The 14,765-nt window shown below is 48.8% G+C and carries 10 protein-coding genes, 8 tRNA genes, 3 rRNA genes, 1 other RNA gene and 1 other annotated feature (1 of these 23 running past the window's edge); of the genes, 20 read left to right on the forward strand and 2 right to left on the reverse strand.

The annotated features are described in order from the left end of the window. The first annotated feature begins 31 nt into the window (after positions 1 to 31). The 6 genes from L985_RS00075 (at position 32) to L985_RS00100 (ending at position 3,877) form a co-directional block, all read left to right on the forward strand. A complete protein-coding gene (locus L985_RS00075; RefSeq protein ID WP_047390798.1) occupies positions 32 to 1,267 on the forward strand; it encodes a D-alanyl-D-alanine carboxypeptidase family protein in 1,236 nt (411 codons plus the stop codon). 12 nt (positions 1,268 to 1,279) lie between these two features. Further along, positions 1,280 to 1,487 (forward strand) — a binding site (T-box leader). A 61-nt stretch (positions 1,488 to 1,548) separates the two neighbouring features. Next, positions 1,549 to 2,826, forward strand: coding sequence for a serine--tRNA ligase (gene serS / locus L985_RS00080; RefSeq protein ID WP_047390795.1), 1,278 nt, complete (start codon positions 1,549 to 1,551; stop codon positions 2,824 to 2,826). Between the two features lie 137 nt (positions 2,827 to 2,963). Then, positions 2,964 to 3,054 (forward strand) — tRNA-Ser (locus L985_RS00085). Between the two features lie 40 nt (positions 3,055 to 3,094). Then, positions 3,095 to 3,185 (forward strand) — tRNA-Ser (locus L985_RS00090). A 35-nt stretch (positions 3,186 to 3,220) separates the two neighbouring features. Beyond that, positions 3,221 to 3,310, forward strand: a tRNA-Ser gene (locus tag L985_RS00095). Between the two features lie 102 nt (positions 3,311 to 3,412). Continuing rightward, the gene (locus tag L985_RS00100) at positions 3,413 to 3,877 is read left to right on the forward strand and encodes a DinB family protein (RefSeq protein ID WP_029343035.1); all 465 of its coding nucleotides are present in this window, start codon (positions 3,413 to 3,415) and stop codon (positions 3,875 to 3,877) included. A gap of 72 nt (positions 3,878 to 3,949) precedes the next feature. On the opposite strand, the gene L985_RS00105 is transcribed toward L985_RS00100, so the two are convergent. Both L985_RS00105 and L985_RS00110 read right to left on the reverse strand, forming a co-directional pair. Then, positions 3,950 to 4,627 carry a deoxynucleoside kinase gene (locus L985_RS00105; RefSeq protein WP_029343036.1) on the reverse strand — a complete coding sequence of 226 codons (678 nt, stop codon included), beginning with the start codon at positions 4,625 to 4,627 and terminating at the stop codon, positions 3,950 to 3,952. Then, positions 4,624 to 5,253, reverse strand: coding sequence for a deoxynucleoside kinase (locus L985_RS00110; RefSeq protein ID WP_029343037.1), 630 nt, complete (start codon positions 5,251 to 5,253; stop codon positions 4,624 to 4,626). Before L985_RS00110 ends, L985_RS00105 begins: the two co-directional genes overlap by 4 nt. A 108-nt stretch (positions 5,254 to 5,361) precedes the next feature. Between L985_RS00110 and tadA the strand changes: the two genes are divergently transcribed. The 14 genes from tadA to L985_RS00180 form a co-directional block, all read left to right on the forward strand. Continuing rightward, positions 5,362 to 5,868, forward strand: a complete 507-nt coding sequence (tadA, locus tag L985_RS00115; protein ID WP_047394603.1) for a tRNA adenosine(34) deaminase TadA — start codon at positions 5,362 to 5,364, stop codon at positions 5,866 to 5,868. A gap of 48 nt (positions 5,869 to 5,916) precedes the next feature. Further along, positions 5,917 to 6,183: signal recognition particle sRNA large type (ffs, locus tag L985_RS00120), an RNA gene on the forward strand. A gap of 95 nt (positions 6,184 to 6,278) precedes the next feature. Further along, the gene (gene dnaX, locus L985_RS00125) at positions 6,279 to 7,964 is read left to right on the forward strand and encodes a DNA polymerase III subunit gamma/tau (RefSeq protein WP_047394606.1); all 1,686 of its coding nucleotides are present in this window, start codon (positions 6,279 to 6,281) and stop codon (positions 7,962 to 7,964) included. Positions 7,965 to 7,982: 18 nt separating this feature from the next. Further along, a complete protein-coding gene (locus L985_RS00130; protein ID WP_029343040.1) occupies positions 7,983 to 8,303 on the forward strand; it encodes a YbaB/EbfC family nucleoid-associated protein in 321 nt (106 codons plus the stop codon). Positions 8,304 to 8,321: 18 nt separating this feature from the next. Further along, positions 8,322 to 8,921, forward strand: a complete 600-nt coding sequence (recR, locus tag L985_RS00135; RefSeq protein WP_023469882.1) for a recombination mediator RecR — start codon at positions 8,322 to 8,324, stop codon at positions 8,919 to 8,921. Continuing rightward, a complete protein-coding gene (locus tag L985_RS00140) occupies positions 8,918 to 9,136 on the forward strand; it encodes a YaaL family protein (protein ID WP_023469883.1) in 219 nt (72 codons plus the stop codon). The genes recR and L985_RS00140 overlap by 4 nt, the downstream gene beginning before the upstream one ends. Positions 9,137 to 9,469: 333 nt before the next feature. Continuing rightward, a 16S ribosomal RNA gene (locus L985_RS00145) occupies positions 9,470 to 11,031 on the forward strand. Positions 11,032 to 11,198: 167 nt separating this feature from the next. Next, positions 11,199 to 14,112 (forward strand): 23S ribosomal RNA (locus L985_RS00150). A gap of 46 nt (positions 14,113 to 14,158) precedes the next feature. Next, positions 14,159 to 14,274: ribosomal RNA gene (gene rrf / locus L985_RS00155) — 5S ribosomal RNA — on the forward strand. Together the 16S, 23S and 5S rRNA genes with 5 tRNA genes alongside form the textbook arrangement of a ribosomal RNA operon. An 80-nt stretch (positions 14,275 to 14,354) precedes the next feature. Then, a tRNA-Asp gene (locus L985_RS00160) sits at positions 14,355 to 14,430 on the forward strand. 10 nt (positions 14,431 to 14,440) lie between these two features. Then, a tRNA-Phe gene (locus L985_RS00165) sits at positions 14,441 to 14,516 on the forward strand. A gap of 8 nt (positions 14,517 to 14,524) precedes the next feature. Beyond that, positions 14,525 to 14,600: transfer RNA gene (locus L985_RS00170), tRNA-Thr, on the forward strand. A gap of 11 nt (positions 14,601 to 14,611) precedes the next feature. Then, positions 14,612 to 14,687 (forward strand) — tRNA-His (locus tag L985_RS00175). Between the two features lie 23 nt (positions 14,688 to 14,710). Further along, positions 14,711 to 14,765, forward strand: a tRNA-Lys gene (locus L985_RS00180); it runs 21 nt beyond the window's last position.

Below are 14,765 nucleotides of genomic sequence, written 5' to 3' on the forward strand. Positions count from 1 at the left end.
AAAACGAATGATTGAGTGAAGGAGAGACACGATGAAACGAATCATACTACTCTGTTTAAGTGTACTGCTAGTCGTAGGATTTCCTACAGCGGGACAAGCAGCACCTTCGATTCAAGCAGAGTCTTACATAATGGCCGATGCGGTCACAGGGAAAATTCTCCTTCAATCGGAGGCGGATGTTTCGTTGCCTCCTGCTTCGATGACGAAGCTGATGACGTTGTACCTCGTCAGACGACAAATCGAATTGAAAAAACTGACGTGGGATCAAAAAATCACGCCGAGTGCAAAAGCTTTAAAGCTTGCGAAGACGTCCGGAATCGCGCGTGTTCCAGTTAAAGCCAAAACATACACGGTTCGCGAGATGTATAATGCGGCGTTCATCAAATCGGCTAATGATGCAGCGGTCATGCTAGCCGAAACTGTCGCCGGTTCAGAAGCGACGTTCGTTGAAAAGATGAATGAGACTGCAAAACAGTTCGGGATGAACGACACGGAGTATGCGAATGCATCTGGTCTAGATGCTGTCGATGCAACCCTTCCAGGAACGAATTTGATGACAGCGACCGATATCGCCTTACTCGTCATTCGCTATATCAAGGATTACCCAGATGTCCTCGATGTGACGAATAAAACACAGATGAAACTTGATGGAGAGGTCTTGAACAACTCGAATAAGATGCTGGCGAAGGAAAAATTCGCATATGCCGGCATGCGGGGGATGAAGACCGGAACGACTGATTTAGCAGGTTACTGCTTCGCCAGTGTAACGACACGGGATAATATGACGCTTGTCACGGTCGTCATGCGAACGGATTCCGATCAAGCCCGTTTCAAGGAAACGAAAAAGCTGCTCGACTATGGTTTTGCGACGTTTGAGCCGTTGACGTATTATGGAAAAGGCGAACGGATCAAAGACGTTCTTCCGATTAAAGGGGCAACCGTCCGAAAGCTAGACGTCGTCACGGACGGTTCATTATACGTTACGGTCTTAAAACAAGCGGAGACGAGGGAACCACGGTTCGACTTCTCTAAAACAACGGCTCCCGTGACGAAACAAGAAATCGTCGGTACGGTGCAGGTCGCGGACGATGGGATCTATCTACCAGGATTTGAGACACCTCGCGTGAATTTGTATAGCGCGACTGCCGTTCCACTTGCGAGTGTTCCGACGCGTCTCGTCCGCGCTTGGACGGCTTGGTCAAAGCAAATTGAACAAGCGATTCAACAATCGACTCTTGTCAACTTCCAAGGCGATGGTGTAAAGTAAGACTAATCTCATAAAGATGCTATGAACGGACCAAGTAGATGTATCGATACTGTTAAGAGAGCTAGTGGGTGGTGTGAACTAGTCAGATCGATGGATTGAATCGAGCCGGATCGCACACCTTGCGAACAAGGTGCGGGTACGCCCGTTATCGCGTCTTAAGTTGGCTAGATATGTCTAGCAATGAGGGTGGCAACGCGGATCCAGGTGATTCGTCCCTTTTCGGTAGGAATACCGGAAAGAGACGAGTCGCCTTTTTTTATGACATAAAGGAGGAATTACAGATGATTGATATTAAACGATTACGCCAAGATTTTGACGCCATTCAAGAAAAGTTAGCGCACCGAGGAGAGGACTTAACGGACATGAACCGTTTCCTCTCACTTGATGAGAAGCGTCGAGAACTGATTGCGCGGTCAGAAGTGTTGAAAGCAGAACGAAATGAAGCGACGAAAAAAATTGCTGAACTCAAGCGCAATAAGGAAAACGCGGATGAAGCAATCGCTGCGATGCGTAGTGTCGGAGACGAGATCAAGACACTTGACGACGAGTTACGTGAAGTCGAAGCGACATTGAACCAGCTTCTCCTCGGTATCCCGAACATTCCACATGACAGCGTACCAGTCGGTTCTTCTGAAGACGATAACGTCGTCGTGCGTGAAGTTGGTGACAAACCAGCGTTTGACTTTGAAGCAGTTCCACACTGGGATTTGATGGAGCAATTAAAAATCGTCGACGTCGAGCGTGCCGGAAAAGTCACAGGTAGCCGTTTCGTTTTTTACCGCGGAGCCGGTGCACGTCTTGAGCGGGCATTGATCAACTTCATGATGGACCTCCATCAAGATCAGCACGGCTACACAGAAATCTTGCCACCACTCATGGTCAACCGTGACTCTATGACAGGAACAGGGCAACTGCCGAAGTTCGAAGAGGATGCGTTTAAAGTCGAAGAGACGAACTACTTCCTCGTACCGACAGCAGAAGTTCCGGTGACGAACATGCACCGTGAAGAAATCCTAACTGCAGATCAGTTACCGATCGGTTATGCGGCGTACAGCCAATGTTTCCGTTCAGAAGCAGGTTCTGCCGGACGCGATACGCGCGGTTTGATCCGTCAGCACCAATTCAATAAAGTTGAACTCGTTCGTTTCGTCAAACCAGAAGAATCTTACGAGCAACTTGAATTGTTAACAGGACAAGCGGAAACGGTCTTGAAAAAGCTAAAGCTTCCGTATCAAGTGTTGAGCATGTGTACAGCTGATCTCGGATTCACGGCTGCGAAGAAATACGACATCGAAGTCTGGATGCCAAGCCAAGGCGTTTATCGTGAAATCTCTTCTTGTTCAAACTTTGAAGATTTCCAAGCACGCCGGGCACAAATCCGTTTCCGCCGCGAAGCGAACGCAAAACCAGAATTCGTTCATACGTTAAACGGTTCTGCCCTTGCAGTCGGTCGGACAGTTGCTGCGATCTTAGAGAACTACCAGCAAGCGGATGGATCAGTTGTTATTCCAGAAGTGCTTCGTCCATACATGGGTGGTCTTGAAGTGATTCAAGCTTAAGTCAGAAGGGGGAGTAATCCCCCTTTCTGTATTTTAAAAAGTTTTTTTAGAAAAGGTCTTTACACGTTAAAAGGCAGATGCTATCATAATTAATGTCAGGAAAACAGACAGGTCATCATTGATCTGGTAAGAAGTACGGAGGCGTACTCAAGTGGTTTAAGAGAACGGTCTTGAAAACCGTCAGGCGGCGAAAGCCGTGCGTGGGTTCGAATCCCACCGCCTCCTCCATTTTTATTTTTTTGACAACAACATGCACGTTTTATAGCTTGGAGGCGTACTCAAGTGGTTTAAGAGAACGGTCTTGAAAACCGTCAGGCGGCGAAAGCCGTGCGTGGGTTCGAATCCCACCGCCTCCTCCACTTCTTTTTTTTTACCCAAAAATAAATATAATCATGGAGTCGTACCCAAGTCCGGCTGAAGGGGACGGACTCGAAATCCGTTAGGGGTCGCAAGGCTCGCGTGGGTTCGAATCCCACCGACTCCGCTTTTTATGAAGCATCTCAATTTTGAGGTGCTTTTTTGTTGCATCGATTTCTTCGTGCGTGCTATGGTTGCCTACGTGAAAAACGAAGAAGAGGTGGACGAAATGAACGAACAAACAAAAGAATCGTTGCTTTCGCATTATGCGATGACGATGACATATGTAAAAGACTTAGAACAGATTTCAGAAGAGACGTGGCGGACGTCGTATGCAGAAGGTAAGTGGACAGTTGCTGAGATCATCGGTCACTTATCACCATGGGATCGCTTCATGGTCGCAGAGCGTATTCCGTACTTGCTCGCGGGTGAACCATTCCGAGTCGCACCGGATAGCCAAGCGGTCAATGAGGAAGCGGCGAAGATGAGCCGTGAGCAGCAACGGATCTTGACGATTGATGAGTTTTTAGTCAGTCGTGACTTGTTGAGTCGTGCGGTCGAATTGATTCCGGAAGAACGCCTGCAGGACAAGGTCGTCATTAAAGACAAAGAATTGACGATTGGTCAATTCCTTGGAGCGATGGCTCAACATGATTTACACCATATGGAACAAATCAATCAAGTGATTGGTTAATGCGAGGGAGATGCGAAACGCGTCTCCTTTTTTGCGCAAAAAAAGATCCGCCTAAGAGGCAGATCTAATCAGTTAGCGTGTATTGGCAATACGAGCAACTTCAAGCTGCTTTTCAATCTTCGCGAGAATCCGGTCGATGGATTCTGGCTCGTTCAGTAAATCGTATTCGTCGATCGACAAGCGGAGTACCGGGCAGATTGTGAAGTTATTGATCCAGTTCGTATATCGTTCGTACATCTCTTCCCAATATTCGATTGGTGTCTGTTGCTCCATCTCACGTCCGCGAAGACGAATTCGTTCTAGTACTTGTTCGAATGAGCCTTCAAGATAGATCAAAAGATCCGGATGTGGGAAGAATGGTGTCATGACCATTGCGTCAAACAAACTTGAGTATGTCTCGTAATCCGTTGGAGACATCGTTCCTTTTTCAAAATGCATCTTAGCAAAGATCCCTGTATCTTCATAGATCGAACGATCTTGGATGAAACCACCACCGTATTGGAAAATCCGCTTTTGCTCCTTGAAGCGTTCAGCGAGGAAATAGATTTGGAGGTGGAAGCTCCAACGCTCGAAATCATGATAGAATTTATCCAAGTAAGGGTTTGTATCGACTTTTTCGAGTGACGTCCGGAAACCAAGGGCATCTGCTAATCCGTTTGTGATCGTTGATTTACCGATCCCGACCATACCGCCGATCGTAATGACGGCATCTGCCGGGATGTTGTATTGTTCGCGTAGCTTCAAGTTCATGCGTGGTTCGCTCCTTCATATAATTCGTTCCGGATCGTCGTCAAGACGTACTCGAGATCTTCCGGTCGCTTGACGAAGTCGAGTTCATCCCCGTCGAAACGGATGATTTTGACTTCCGGATGTTTGGCTTGGTATTCCGTGACGAATGTCTCGTAATCCTCGGCCAATTGTTCGAGATAAGCACGTGACATATTTTCTTCGATTTCTCGTCCGCGCAATGCCACACGTTTCATCAAGGTGTCGATGCTTGCGTTCAAATAGATGACAGCATCCGGTTTCGGCATGTCTGTCGTCAGGATCGAATAGATTTGTTCGTACTTCTCAAGATGCTCTACCTTTAGAGAGCGGTGTGCAAAAATCAAGTTCTTAAAGATATGGTAATCAGCAACGACAGAGCGTTGTTTACTGAGGTAATGACGTTCGATATCATCGAGTTGTTTGAAGCGATTGCACAAGAAGAACATTTCCGTCTGGAAGCTCCATTCTTCGATATCTTCATAGAACTTTCCAAGAAAGGGATTTTCTTCGACGATTTCGCGTAACATAGAAAAAGAGAAATGGTGACTGATGGCGTTCGCAAGTGATGTTTTGCCTACACCAATCGGTCCTTCAACCGTTATGAACATATACAATGACCCTCCGTTCAGCAAAGTGCAATTTATATTTTAGCACAAAGAAGTACGACTTGCTGAAGTTTCAAAAGGAGAATTTTTTTAGAGTGAGGAGTATCATCGATGGAACGACAGGAACACTATATGCGTCTTGCAATCGAAGAGGCAAAAAAGGCAGAAGCGATCGGTGAAGTTCCGATTGGATGTGTCATCGTCAAAGATGATGAAGTCATCGCGACGGGTTACAATCACCGGGAAACGGATCAGCAGGCGACGGCACATGCCGAGTTGATCGCGATTGAGGAAGCTTGCCAAAAGCTCGGGAACTGGCGACTTGAAGGGTGTGAGCTCTACGTGACGCTTGAACCTTGTCCAATGTGTGCTGGGGCCATCATGCTGTCACGGATCGAACATGTCATCTTTGGGGCCGTTGATCCAAAGGGTGGATGCTGTGGAACACTGATGAACCTAGTGCAAGACGATCGGTTCAATCATGTCTCAGAGCTGACGAGCGGTATATTAGAAAAAGAGTGTGGTGAGATGCTAACGACGTTCTTTCGGGAACTGCGCGCGAAAAAGAAAACGCGAAAGCGGGCAATGGGTTGCATCACACCAGATGAAACAGTATAATGAAAAAGCACTGAAACAAGGTGCCACTAAAAATCGATAAACCATTTGCCGTGCTAGGTGGGGATGTAGCGGTTCCCTGTCACTCGCAATCCGCTATAGCGAGACTGAATTCCATGTCGAGGGATATGATTGGTGTGGTCTGCCTCACGTAAGTAGCGTTGACGTTTGAGTCCTACGCAACAGATACCCATGAACCAGGTCAGGTCCGGAAGGAAGCAGCCTTAAGTGGTGCTCTCTGTGTGTTGTAGGGGTGCTTGGACTGAGCAGGCTGCGTGAGTAACGCATGTTGAACATATTTCAGAATATGGTGCGCGGCAGTTTAATTTTTAAAGACAAGTCTACAGCCGGTTTCGGTTGTAGACTTTTTTAGGTAAAATAGAATGAGGAACTTAAAAAGAGGAGGCGCAAACTTGGCCTATCAAGCACTATACCGCGTGTACCGTCCACAACGATTCGACGAAGTCGTTGGACAAGCGCATATCACCCGCACAATCCAAAATGCATTGATGGAGGGACGGATGTCCCACGCCTATCTATTTTCGGGTCCTCGGGGAACGGGAAAGACGAGTCTTGCCAAAATCATCGCCAAAGCAATCAACTGTGAGCATGCTCCGGTCAAAGAACCGTGTAATACGTGCCCAACGTGTCTTGCGATTACAGAAGGATCAAGTCCGGACGTCTTCGAAATCGATGCGGCTTCCAATAACGGCGTAGATGAGATTCGGGAAATTCGGGATAAAGTCAAATATCCCCCTTCAGAAGCAGCTTATAAAGTCTACATCATTGATGAAGTGCACATGTTGTCGACAGGTGCCTTTAATGCCTTGCTCAAAACACTAGAAGAACCGCCGGCACACGCCATCTTCATCCTAGCAACGACAGAACCACATAAAATCCCGGCGACGATCATCTCACGTTGTCAACGTTTCGATGTGAAGCGGCATGAAGTTGATCAACTCGTAGAGCGGATGCAATATATCTTAAAAGACCAATCGATCGAGTATTCGGATACGGCATTACGATTGATTGCCCGAGCGGCGGATGGTGGTATGCGTGATGCGCTGAGTCTGCTCGACCAAGCGGTTGCATTTTCGAATGGTGATCTAAACGATGCGGCTGTTCTTGAAGTAACAGGGGCAGTAGAAGATGAAGCGTTATTGAATATTGCTCGTGCCTTACATGAACATCAAGTCGATCAGTTATTGCAGACGCTTGAAACGATGCAACGAGCGGGAAAAGATCTAAAACGTTTCGTTGAGGATCTCGTCTTCTTTTACCGGGACACTTTGTTGTTGAAAGCCTCTCCTACAGCTGTCGACTTGCTAGAGCGTGCTCGCCCAACGGATGAGTTCAAACAATTCGTTGAATCGATTGAAGCGGAGACGTGCTTTACGATCATTGATCAGTTACATGACTGCCAACAACAGATGCGATTGACGAATCATCCGCGGGTCCTCGTTGAGATTGCCTTCATTCAGATTGCGGAACAAGGGAGAACGACGGGACAGATCGTCCAATCGTTGCAACAGGAAGTCCGCGAGATGAAAGAACAGATGCATCAGTGGAAGTCAAATGGTGTTCCGGCTCAAGAAACGGCTGCACCACAAGCACAACCGAAACGAAAACAAGGACGACCGACCGTTCGGATCGCGAAAGAGCGCATTCGTCAAATGTTAGGGCGAGCAGAAAAAGCTCAGCTACGTGAGATTCAAGAGAGATGGGATCACATCTTAAAATGGATATTAAAAGAAGATGGACCAATTTACTCGTTACTTCATGAAAGTAAACCGGTTCTTTGTTCGGCGGATACGTTGCTGATTGAATTCGATGACGGTAAAGGATGGCACTTTGAACAGGTCATGACGAATGAACGAACACGTTTTGTGATTGAAGAAGCATTGTATGAAGTATGTGGCGTCAAACGCGAAATTTTAGCGATTCTTTCAAAGGATTGGCATGAACTGAAAGCAGAGTTTGTTGCTAAGCGAAATAGTAGTAGTATAGAAGAGAAGGAAACAAAACAAGAATCGGAGAGCGATCAGTTATTGTCCGAGACGCTTGGTCGTTTTGGTGATATCGTAGAGTTCGAAGATTAAATTCGAGGAGGAATACAGATGCGCGGAATGGGAAACATGAACAATATGATGAAACAGATGCAAAAGATGCAAAAGGATATGGCGAAAGCACAAGAAGAGCTAAAAGACTTAACAGTGACAGGTACAGCAGGCGGAGAGATGGTCTCAGTCGTTGCAGATGGTCATAAAAATATTGTAGATGTCATCATTAAAGAAGAAGTCGTCGATCCAGATGATGTTGAAATGATTCAAGATCTCGTCTTAGCTGCAACAAACGATGCTTTGAAGAAGGTCGATGAACTCGTCTCAAGTAAAATGGGGAAATTCACACAAGGTATGAATCTGCCGGGAATGTTTTAATTCGTAGGAGGAAACCACTTGCAATATCCTGAAGCGATTAGTCGTTTGATCGAAAGTTTTACGAAACTGCCGGGGATTGGTCCGAAGACAGCAGTTCGTCTAGCGTTTCATGTCCTTGATATGGAAGAGGACGATGTCTTAATGTTCGGAAAGGCATTGGTCAGTGCGAAGCGCGACATTGCCTACTGTAGTGTCTGCGGGAATATCACGGATCAAGATCCTTGTTATGTATGTACAGATAAACACCGAAACCGTACGATTGTCTGTGTCGTCCAAGATTCAAGGGATGTCATTGCAATGGAAAAAATGCGAGATTACCAAGGGTTGTATCATGTCTTGCATGGAGCGATCAGTCCAATGGAAGGAATCGGTCCGGAGGATATCAATGTATCTAGCCTACTAACACGTCTTCAAGCGGACGAAGCGATTACGGAAGTCATCTTAGCGACCAATCCGAACATTGAAGGAGAAGCGACAGCGATGTATCTATCGCGTCTGTTAAAACCAACGGGTATTCGGATCACTCGGATTGCCCATGGTCTTCCGGTTGGTGGAGATCTTGAATACGCAGATGAAGTGACGTTATCTCGTGCAATGGAGGGACGTCGCGAACTATGAGTTGGTTTCGAAAGAAGATTCGCAGTGAGTACGACCAGCGTTTGTTAGAAGAATTAGCAAAAGCAAAAGAAGATTATTTGATGAAGCGTCATCTCTTAGAAATCAGCTATGATGACTATGGTGATTTAGAAGCACAAATGAAGTTAGCGGAATCACTGTATTTCTTCTATATAAGCGAAGCAAAAAGAAGACGCGTCTCATTGATGATGAAGTAAACCGCAGCCATTCTTGTCTGCGGTTTTTACATGCTCTAAAAAAACTATAAGTTATTTTAATAAAGTAGTTGCACATGTCTAATTATCGTGATATATTAATTCATGTCCTTAAGAGGACGAGCGCTTACGGCAAACAAGTAAAAAACAATTTCAAAAAAGTTGTTGACTTCTTGTTTCAGACTTGGTATTCTAATTGAGTCGCCAAAACAGGCGCGGACGAACTTTGAAAACTGAACGATGAGGCAAAAATCGTATTCTACGGAATACAAACATGAATGAAGCGCAAGCTTCGTCAATCGTGACTTCGGTCACAACAACGAGCAAGTCAAACACTTTATGGAGAGTTTGATCCTGGCTCAGGACGAACGCTGGCGGCGTGCCTAATACATGCAAGTCGAGCGCAGGAAACTGACGGAACTCTTCGGAGGGAAGGCAGTGGAATGAGCGGCGGACGGGTGAGTAACACGTAAGGAACCTGCCTCAAGGATTGGGATAACTCCGAGAAATCGGAGCTAATACCGGATAGTTCAACGGACCGCATGGTCCGCTGATGAAAGGCGCTTCGGCGTCACCTTGAGATGGCCTTGCGGTGCATTAGCTAGTTGGTGGGGTAACGGCTCACCAAGGCGACGATGCATAGCCGACCTGAGAGGGTGATCGGCCACACTGGGACTGAGACACGGCCCAGACTCCTACGGGAGGCAGCAGTAGGGAATCTTCCACAATGGACGAAAGTCTGATGGAGCAACGCCGCGTGAGTGATGAAGGTTTTCGGATCGTAAAACTCTGTTGTAAGGGAAGAACACGTACGAGAGGTAATGCTCGTACCTTGACGGTACCTTACGAGAAAGCCACGGCTAACTACGTGCCAGCAGCCGCGGTAATACGTAGGTGGCAAGCGTTGTCCGGAATTATTGGGCGTAAAGCGCGCGCAGGCGGCCTTTTAAGTCTGATGTGAAAGCCCCCGGCTCAACCGGGGAGGGCCATTGGAAACTGGAAGGCTTGAGTACAGAAGAGAAGAGTGGAATTCCACGTGTAGCGGTGAAATGCGTAGAGATGTGGAGGAACACCAGTGGCGAAGGCGACTCTTTGGTCTGTAACTGACGCTGAGGCGCGAAAGCGTGGGGAGCAAACAGGATTAGATACCCTGGTAGTCCACGCCGTAAACGATGAGTGCTAGGTGTTGGGGGGTTTCCGCCCCTCAGTGCTGAAGCTAACGCATTAAGCACTCCGCCTGGGGAGTACGGCCGCAAGGCTGAAACTCAAAGGAATTGACGGGGACCCGCACAAGCGGTGGAGCATGTGGTTTAATTCGAAGCAACGCGAAGAACCTTACCAACTCTTGACATCCCATTGACCGCTTGAGAGATCAAGTTTTCCCTTCGGGGACAATGGTGACAGGTGGTGCATGGTTGTCGTCAGCTCGTGTCGTGAGATGTTGGGTTAAGTCCCGCAACGAGCGCAACCCCTATCCTTAGTTGCCAGCATTTAGTTGGGCACTCTAGGGAGACTGCCGGTGACAAACCGGAGGAAGGTGGGGATGACGTCAAATCATCATGCCCCTTATGAGTTGGGCTACACACGTGCTACAATGGACGGTACAAAGGGCAGCGAGACCGCGAGGTGGAGCCAATCCCATAAAGCCGTTCCCAGTTCGGATTGCAGGCTGCAACTCGCCTGCATGAAGTCGGAATCGCTAGTAATCGCAGGTCAGCATACTGCGGTGAATACGTTCCCGGGTCTTGTACACACCGCCCGTCACACCACGAGAGTTTGCAACACCCGAAGCCGGTGAGGTAACCGCAAGGAGCCAGCCGTCGAAGGTGGGGTAGATGATTGGGGTGAAGTCGTAACAAGGTAGCCGTATCGGAAGGTGCGGCTGGATCACCTCCTTTCTAAGGAAAACGTCCCTTACGGGACATGCCCATCGTTCAGTTTTGAGAGCTCGTCTCTCAGTCTCGATAGAGACACTCGCACCTTGAAAACTGAAGACATCAACAAGACATCAAACTTTTAATTAACCATGTCATTTAAGACGTGTGTTCTTAGAATACCAACGCTAGATCAAGGTATGAAGGGCGTACGGTGGATGCCTTGGCACTAGGAGCCGATGAAGGACGCGACGAACAGCGATATGCTTCGGGGAGCAGTAAGTATGCTTTGATCCGAAGATTTCCGAATGGGGGAACCCACCATCTGTAATGGGATGGGACATGTTACATGAATACATAGTGTAGCGTGAGGCAGACCCGGGGAACTGAAACATCTAAGTACCCGGAGGAAGAGAAAGCAAATGCGATTCCCTGAGTAGCGGCGAGCGAAACGGGAACAGCCCAAACCGAAGAGCATGCTCTTCGGGGTTGTAGGACACTCTATACGGAGTCAAAAAGGAAGACAGTAGGTGAAGGACCTGGAAAGGTCGGCCGAAGAAGGTGACAGCCCTGTAGCTGAAACTGTTTTCCCTCCAGAGTGGATCCTGAGTACGGCGGGACACGTGAAACCCCGTCGGAATCCGGGAGGACCATCTCCCAAGGCTAAATACTCCCTAGTGACCGATAGTGAACCAGTACCGTGAGGGAAAGGTGAAAAGCACCCCGGAAGGGGAGTGAAATAGATCCTGAAACCGTATGCCTACAAGTAGTCAGAGCCCGTTAACGGGTGATGGCGTGCCTTTTGTAGAATGAACCGGCGAGTTACGATAACGCGCGAGGTTAAGCCGATGAGGCGGAGCCGTAGCGAAAGCGAGTCTGAACAGGGCGTTCAGTGCGTTGTCGTAGACCCGAAACCAGGTGATCTACCCATGTCCAGGATGAAGGTCAGGTAACACTGACTGGAGGTCCGAACCCACGCACGTTGAAAAGTGCGGGGATGAGGTGTGGGTAGCGGTGAAATGCCAATCGAACCTGGAGATAGCTGGTTCTCCCCGAAATAGCTTTAGGGCTAGCCTCGAGGTTGAGAGTTCTGGAGGTAGAGCACTGATTGGACTAGGGGCCCCCACAGGGTTACCGAATTCAGTTAAACTCCGAATGCCAGCAACTTATACTCGGGAGTCAGACTGCGAGTGATAAGATCCGTAGTCAAGAGGGAAACAGCCCAGACCGCCAGCTAAGGTCCCAAAGTGTATGTTAAGTGGAAAAGGATGTGGCGCTGCCTAGACAGCTAGGATGTTGGCTTAGAAGCAGCCACCATTCAAAGAGTGCGTAATAGCTCACTAGTCGAGTGGCGCCGCGCCGAAAATGTAACGGGGCTAAACATACCACCGAAGCTGCGGATTCCGTAAGGAATGGTAGGGGAGCGTTCCAAACCGCTGTGAAGCTGTACCGGAAGGAGCAGTGGAGCGTTTGGAAGTGAGAATGCCGGTGTGAGTAGCGAAAAGAGGGGTGAGAATCCCCTCCGTCGAAAGCCCAAGGTTTCCTGAGGAAGGCTCGTCCGCTCAGGGTTAGTCTGGACCTAAGCCGAGGCCGAAAGGCGTAGGCGATGGATAACAGGTTGATATTCCTGTACCGCCGATCCACCGTTTGAACAATGGGGGGACGCAGGAGGATAGTGACGCATGCGGATGGAAGTGCATGTGCAAGTTTCAAGACCGTCTGATTGGCAAATCCGTCAGGCACCAAAGTCAAGGAACGATGCGGAGTCCCGTAGGGACGTAGGTCACGATTTCACACTGCCAAGAAAAGCCTCTAGTGAGGGGGAAGGCGCCAGTACCGTAAACCGACACAGGTAGGCGAGATGAGAATTCTAAGACGCGCGGGATAACTCTCGTTAAGGAACTCGGCAAAATGGTCCCGTAACTTCGGGAGAAGGGACGCTCTACATGAGTAGAGCCGCAGTGAATAGGCCCAAACGACTGTTTAGCAAAAACACAGGTCTCTGCTAAATCGCAAGATGACGTATAGGGGCTGACGCCTGCCCGGTGCTGGAAGGTTAAGGGGATGGGTTAGCGCAAGCGAAGCTTTGAACCGAAGCCCCAGTAAACGGCGGCCGTAACTATAACGGTCCTAAGGTAGCGAAATTCCTTGTCGGGTAAGTTCCGACCCGCACGAAAGGCGTAACGATTTGGGCACTGTCTCAACGAGAGACCCGGTGAAATCATAGTACCTGTGAAGATGCAGGTTACCCGCGACAGGACGGAAAGACCCCATGGAGCTTTACTACAGCCTGATATTGAGGCTTTGTGCATGATGTACAGGATAGGCGGGAGACGTCGAGCCCGGAGCGCCAGCTTCGGAGGAGTCACCCTTGGGATACCGCCCTTCATGCATAGAGTCTCTAACTCGCAGCCGTGATCCGGCTGGAGGACCGTGTCAGGCGGGTAGTTTGACTGGGGCGGTCGCCTCCTAAACAGTAACGGAGGCGCCCAAAGGTTCCCTCAGAATGGTTGGAAATCATTCGTAGAGCGCAAAGGCAGAAGGGAGCTTGACTGCGAGACCTACAAGTCGAGCAGGGACGAAAGTCGGGCTTAGTGATCCGGTGGTTCCGCATGGAAGGGCCATCGCTCAACGGATAAAAGCTACCCTGGGGATAACAGGCTGATCTCCCCCAAGAGTCCACATCGACGGGGAGGTTTGGCACCTCGATGTCGGCTCATCGCATCCTGGGGCTGGAGTAGGTCCCAAGGGTTGGGCTGTTCGCCCATTAAAGCGGTACGCGAGCTGGGTTCAGAACGTCGTGAGACAGTTCGGTCCCTATCCGTCGTGGGCGCAGGAAATTTGAGGAGAGCTGTCCTTAGTACGAGAGGACCGGGATGGACGCACCGCTGGTGTACCAGTTGTTCCGCCAGGAGCATCGCTGGGTAGCTACGTGCGGACGGGATAAATGCTGAAAGCATCTAAGCATGAAGCCCCCTCCAAGATGAGATTTCCCTTTGAGTAATCAAGAAAGACCCCTCAGAGACGATGAGGTAGATAGGTCACGGGTGGAAGCATGGCGACATGTGGAGCTGAGTGATACTAATCGGTCGAGGCCTTGTTCTAGCAGATGCTTGTTGATGACTTCAGTTTTGAGGGCGCGAGCCCGTCGTCTGGTGACGATAGCCAAGTGGTCACACCCGTTCCCATGCCGAACACGGAAGTTAAGCACTTGAACGCCGAAAGTAGTTGGGGGCTTCCCCCTGTGAGGATAGGACGTTGCCAGGCTTTTGTTTTTTTAATAAAACAATTGACAGACTTACATAGATGTTTTATCATTATAGAAGTCGTCACCTTATACTTAAAACGGTCCTGTGGTGTAGCGGTTAACATGCCTGCCTGTCACGCAGGAGATCGCGGGTTCGAATCCCGTCAGGACCGCCATTTTAATATCGGCTTTGTAGCTCAGTTGGTAGAGCAAAGGACTGAAAATCCTTGTGTCGGCGGTTCGATTCCGTCCAAAGCCACCATTTCTTTTGCCGGTGTAGCTCAGCTGGTAGAGCAACTGACTTGTAATCAGTAGGTCGCGGGTTCGACTCCTGTTGCCGGCACCATTTTTATTTTGGCGATTGTGGCGAAGTGGTTAACGCACCGGATTGTGATTCCGGCATTCGTGGGTTCAATTCCCATCAGTCGCCCCATTTTTTAACTTCATATCATTTATGTGTCATTAGCTCAGTTGGTAGAGCATCTGACTTTTAATCAGAGGGTCGCAGGTT

The sequence above is a fragment of the Exiguobacterium sp. ZWU0009 genome, from assembly GCF_000798935.2.
GTDB classification, from domain to species: Bacteria; Bacillota; Bacilli; order Exiguobacteriales; family Exiguobacteriaceae; genus Exiguobacterium_A; species Exiguobacterium_A acetylicum.

Bases quoted from the DNA above. Each gene is read 5' to 3' on its own strand.
- L985_RS00075 (WP_047390798.1), top strand. From the start codon at position 32: ATGAAACGAATCATACTACTCTGTTTAAGTGTACTGCTAGTCGTAGGA.
- serS (WP_047390795.1), top strand. From the start codon at position 1,549: ATGATTGATATTAAACGATTACGCCAAGATTTTGACGCCATTCAAGAA.
- L985_RS00100 (WP_029343035.1), top strand. From the start codon at position 3,413: ATGAACGAACAAACAAAAGAATCGTTGCTTTCGCATTATGCGATGACG.
- L985_RS00105 (WP_029343036.1), bottom strand. From the start codon at position 4,627: ATGAACTTGAAGCTACGCGAACAATACAACATCCCGGCAGATGCCGTC.
- L985_RS00110 (WP_029343037.1), bottom strand. From the start codon at position 5,253: ATGTTCATAACGGTTGAAGGACCGATTGGTGTAGGCAAAACATCACTT.
- tadA (WP_047394603.1), top strand. From the start codon at position 5,362: ATGGAACGACAGGAACACTATATGCGTCTTGCAATCGAAGAGGCAAAA.
- L985_RS00130 (WP_029343040.1), top strand. From the start codon at position 7,983: ATGCGCGGAATGGGAAACATGAACAATATGATGAAACAGATGCAAAAG.
- L985_RS00140 (WP_023469883.1), top strand. From the start codon at position 8,918: ATGAGTTGGTTTCGAAAGAAGATTCGCAGTGAGTACGACCAGCGTTTG.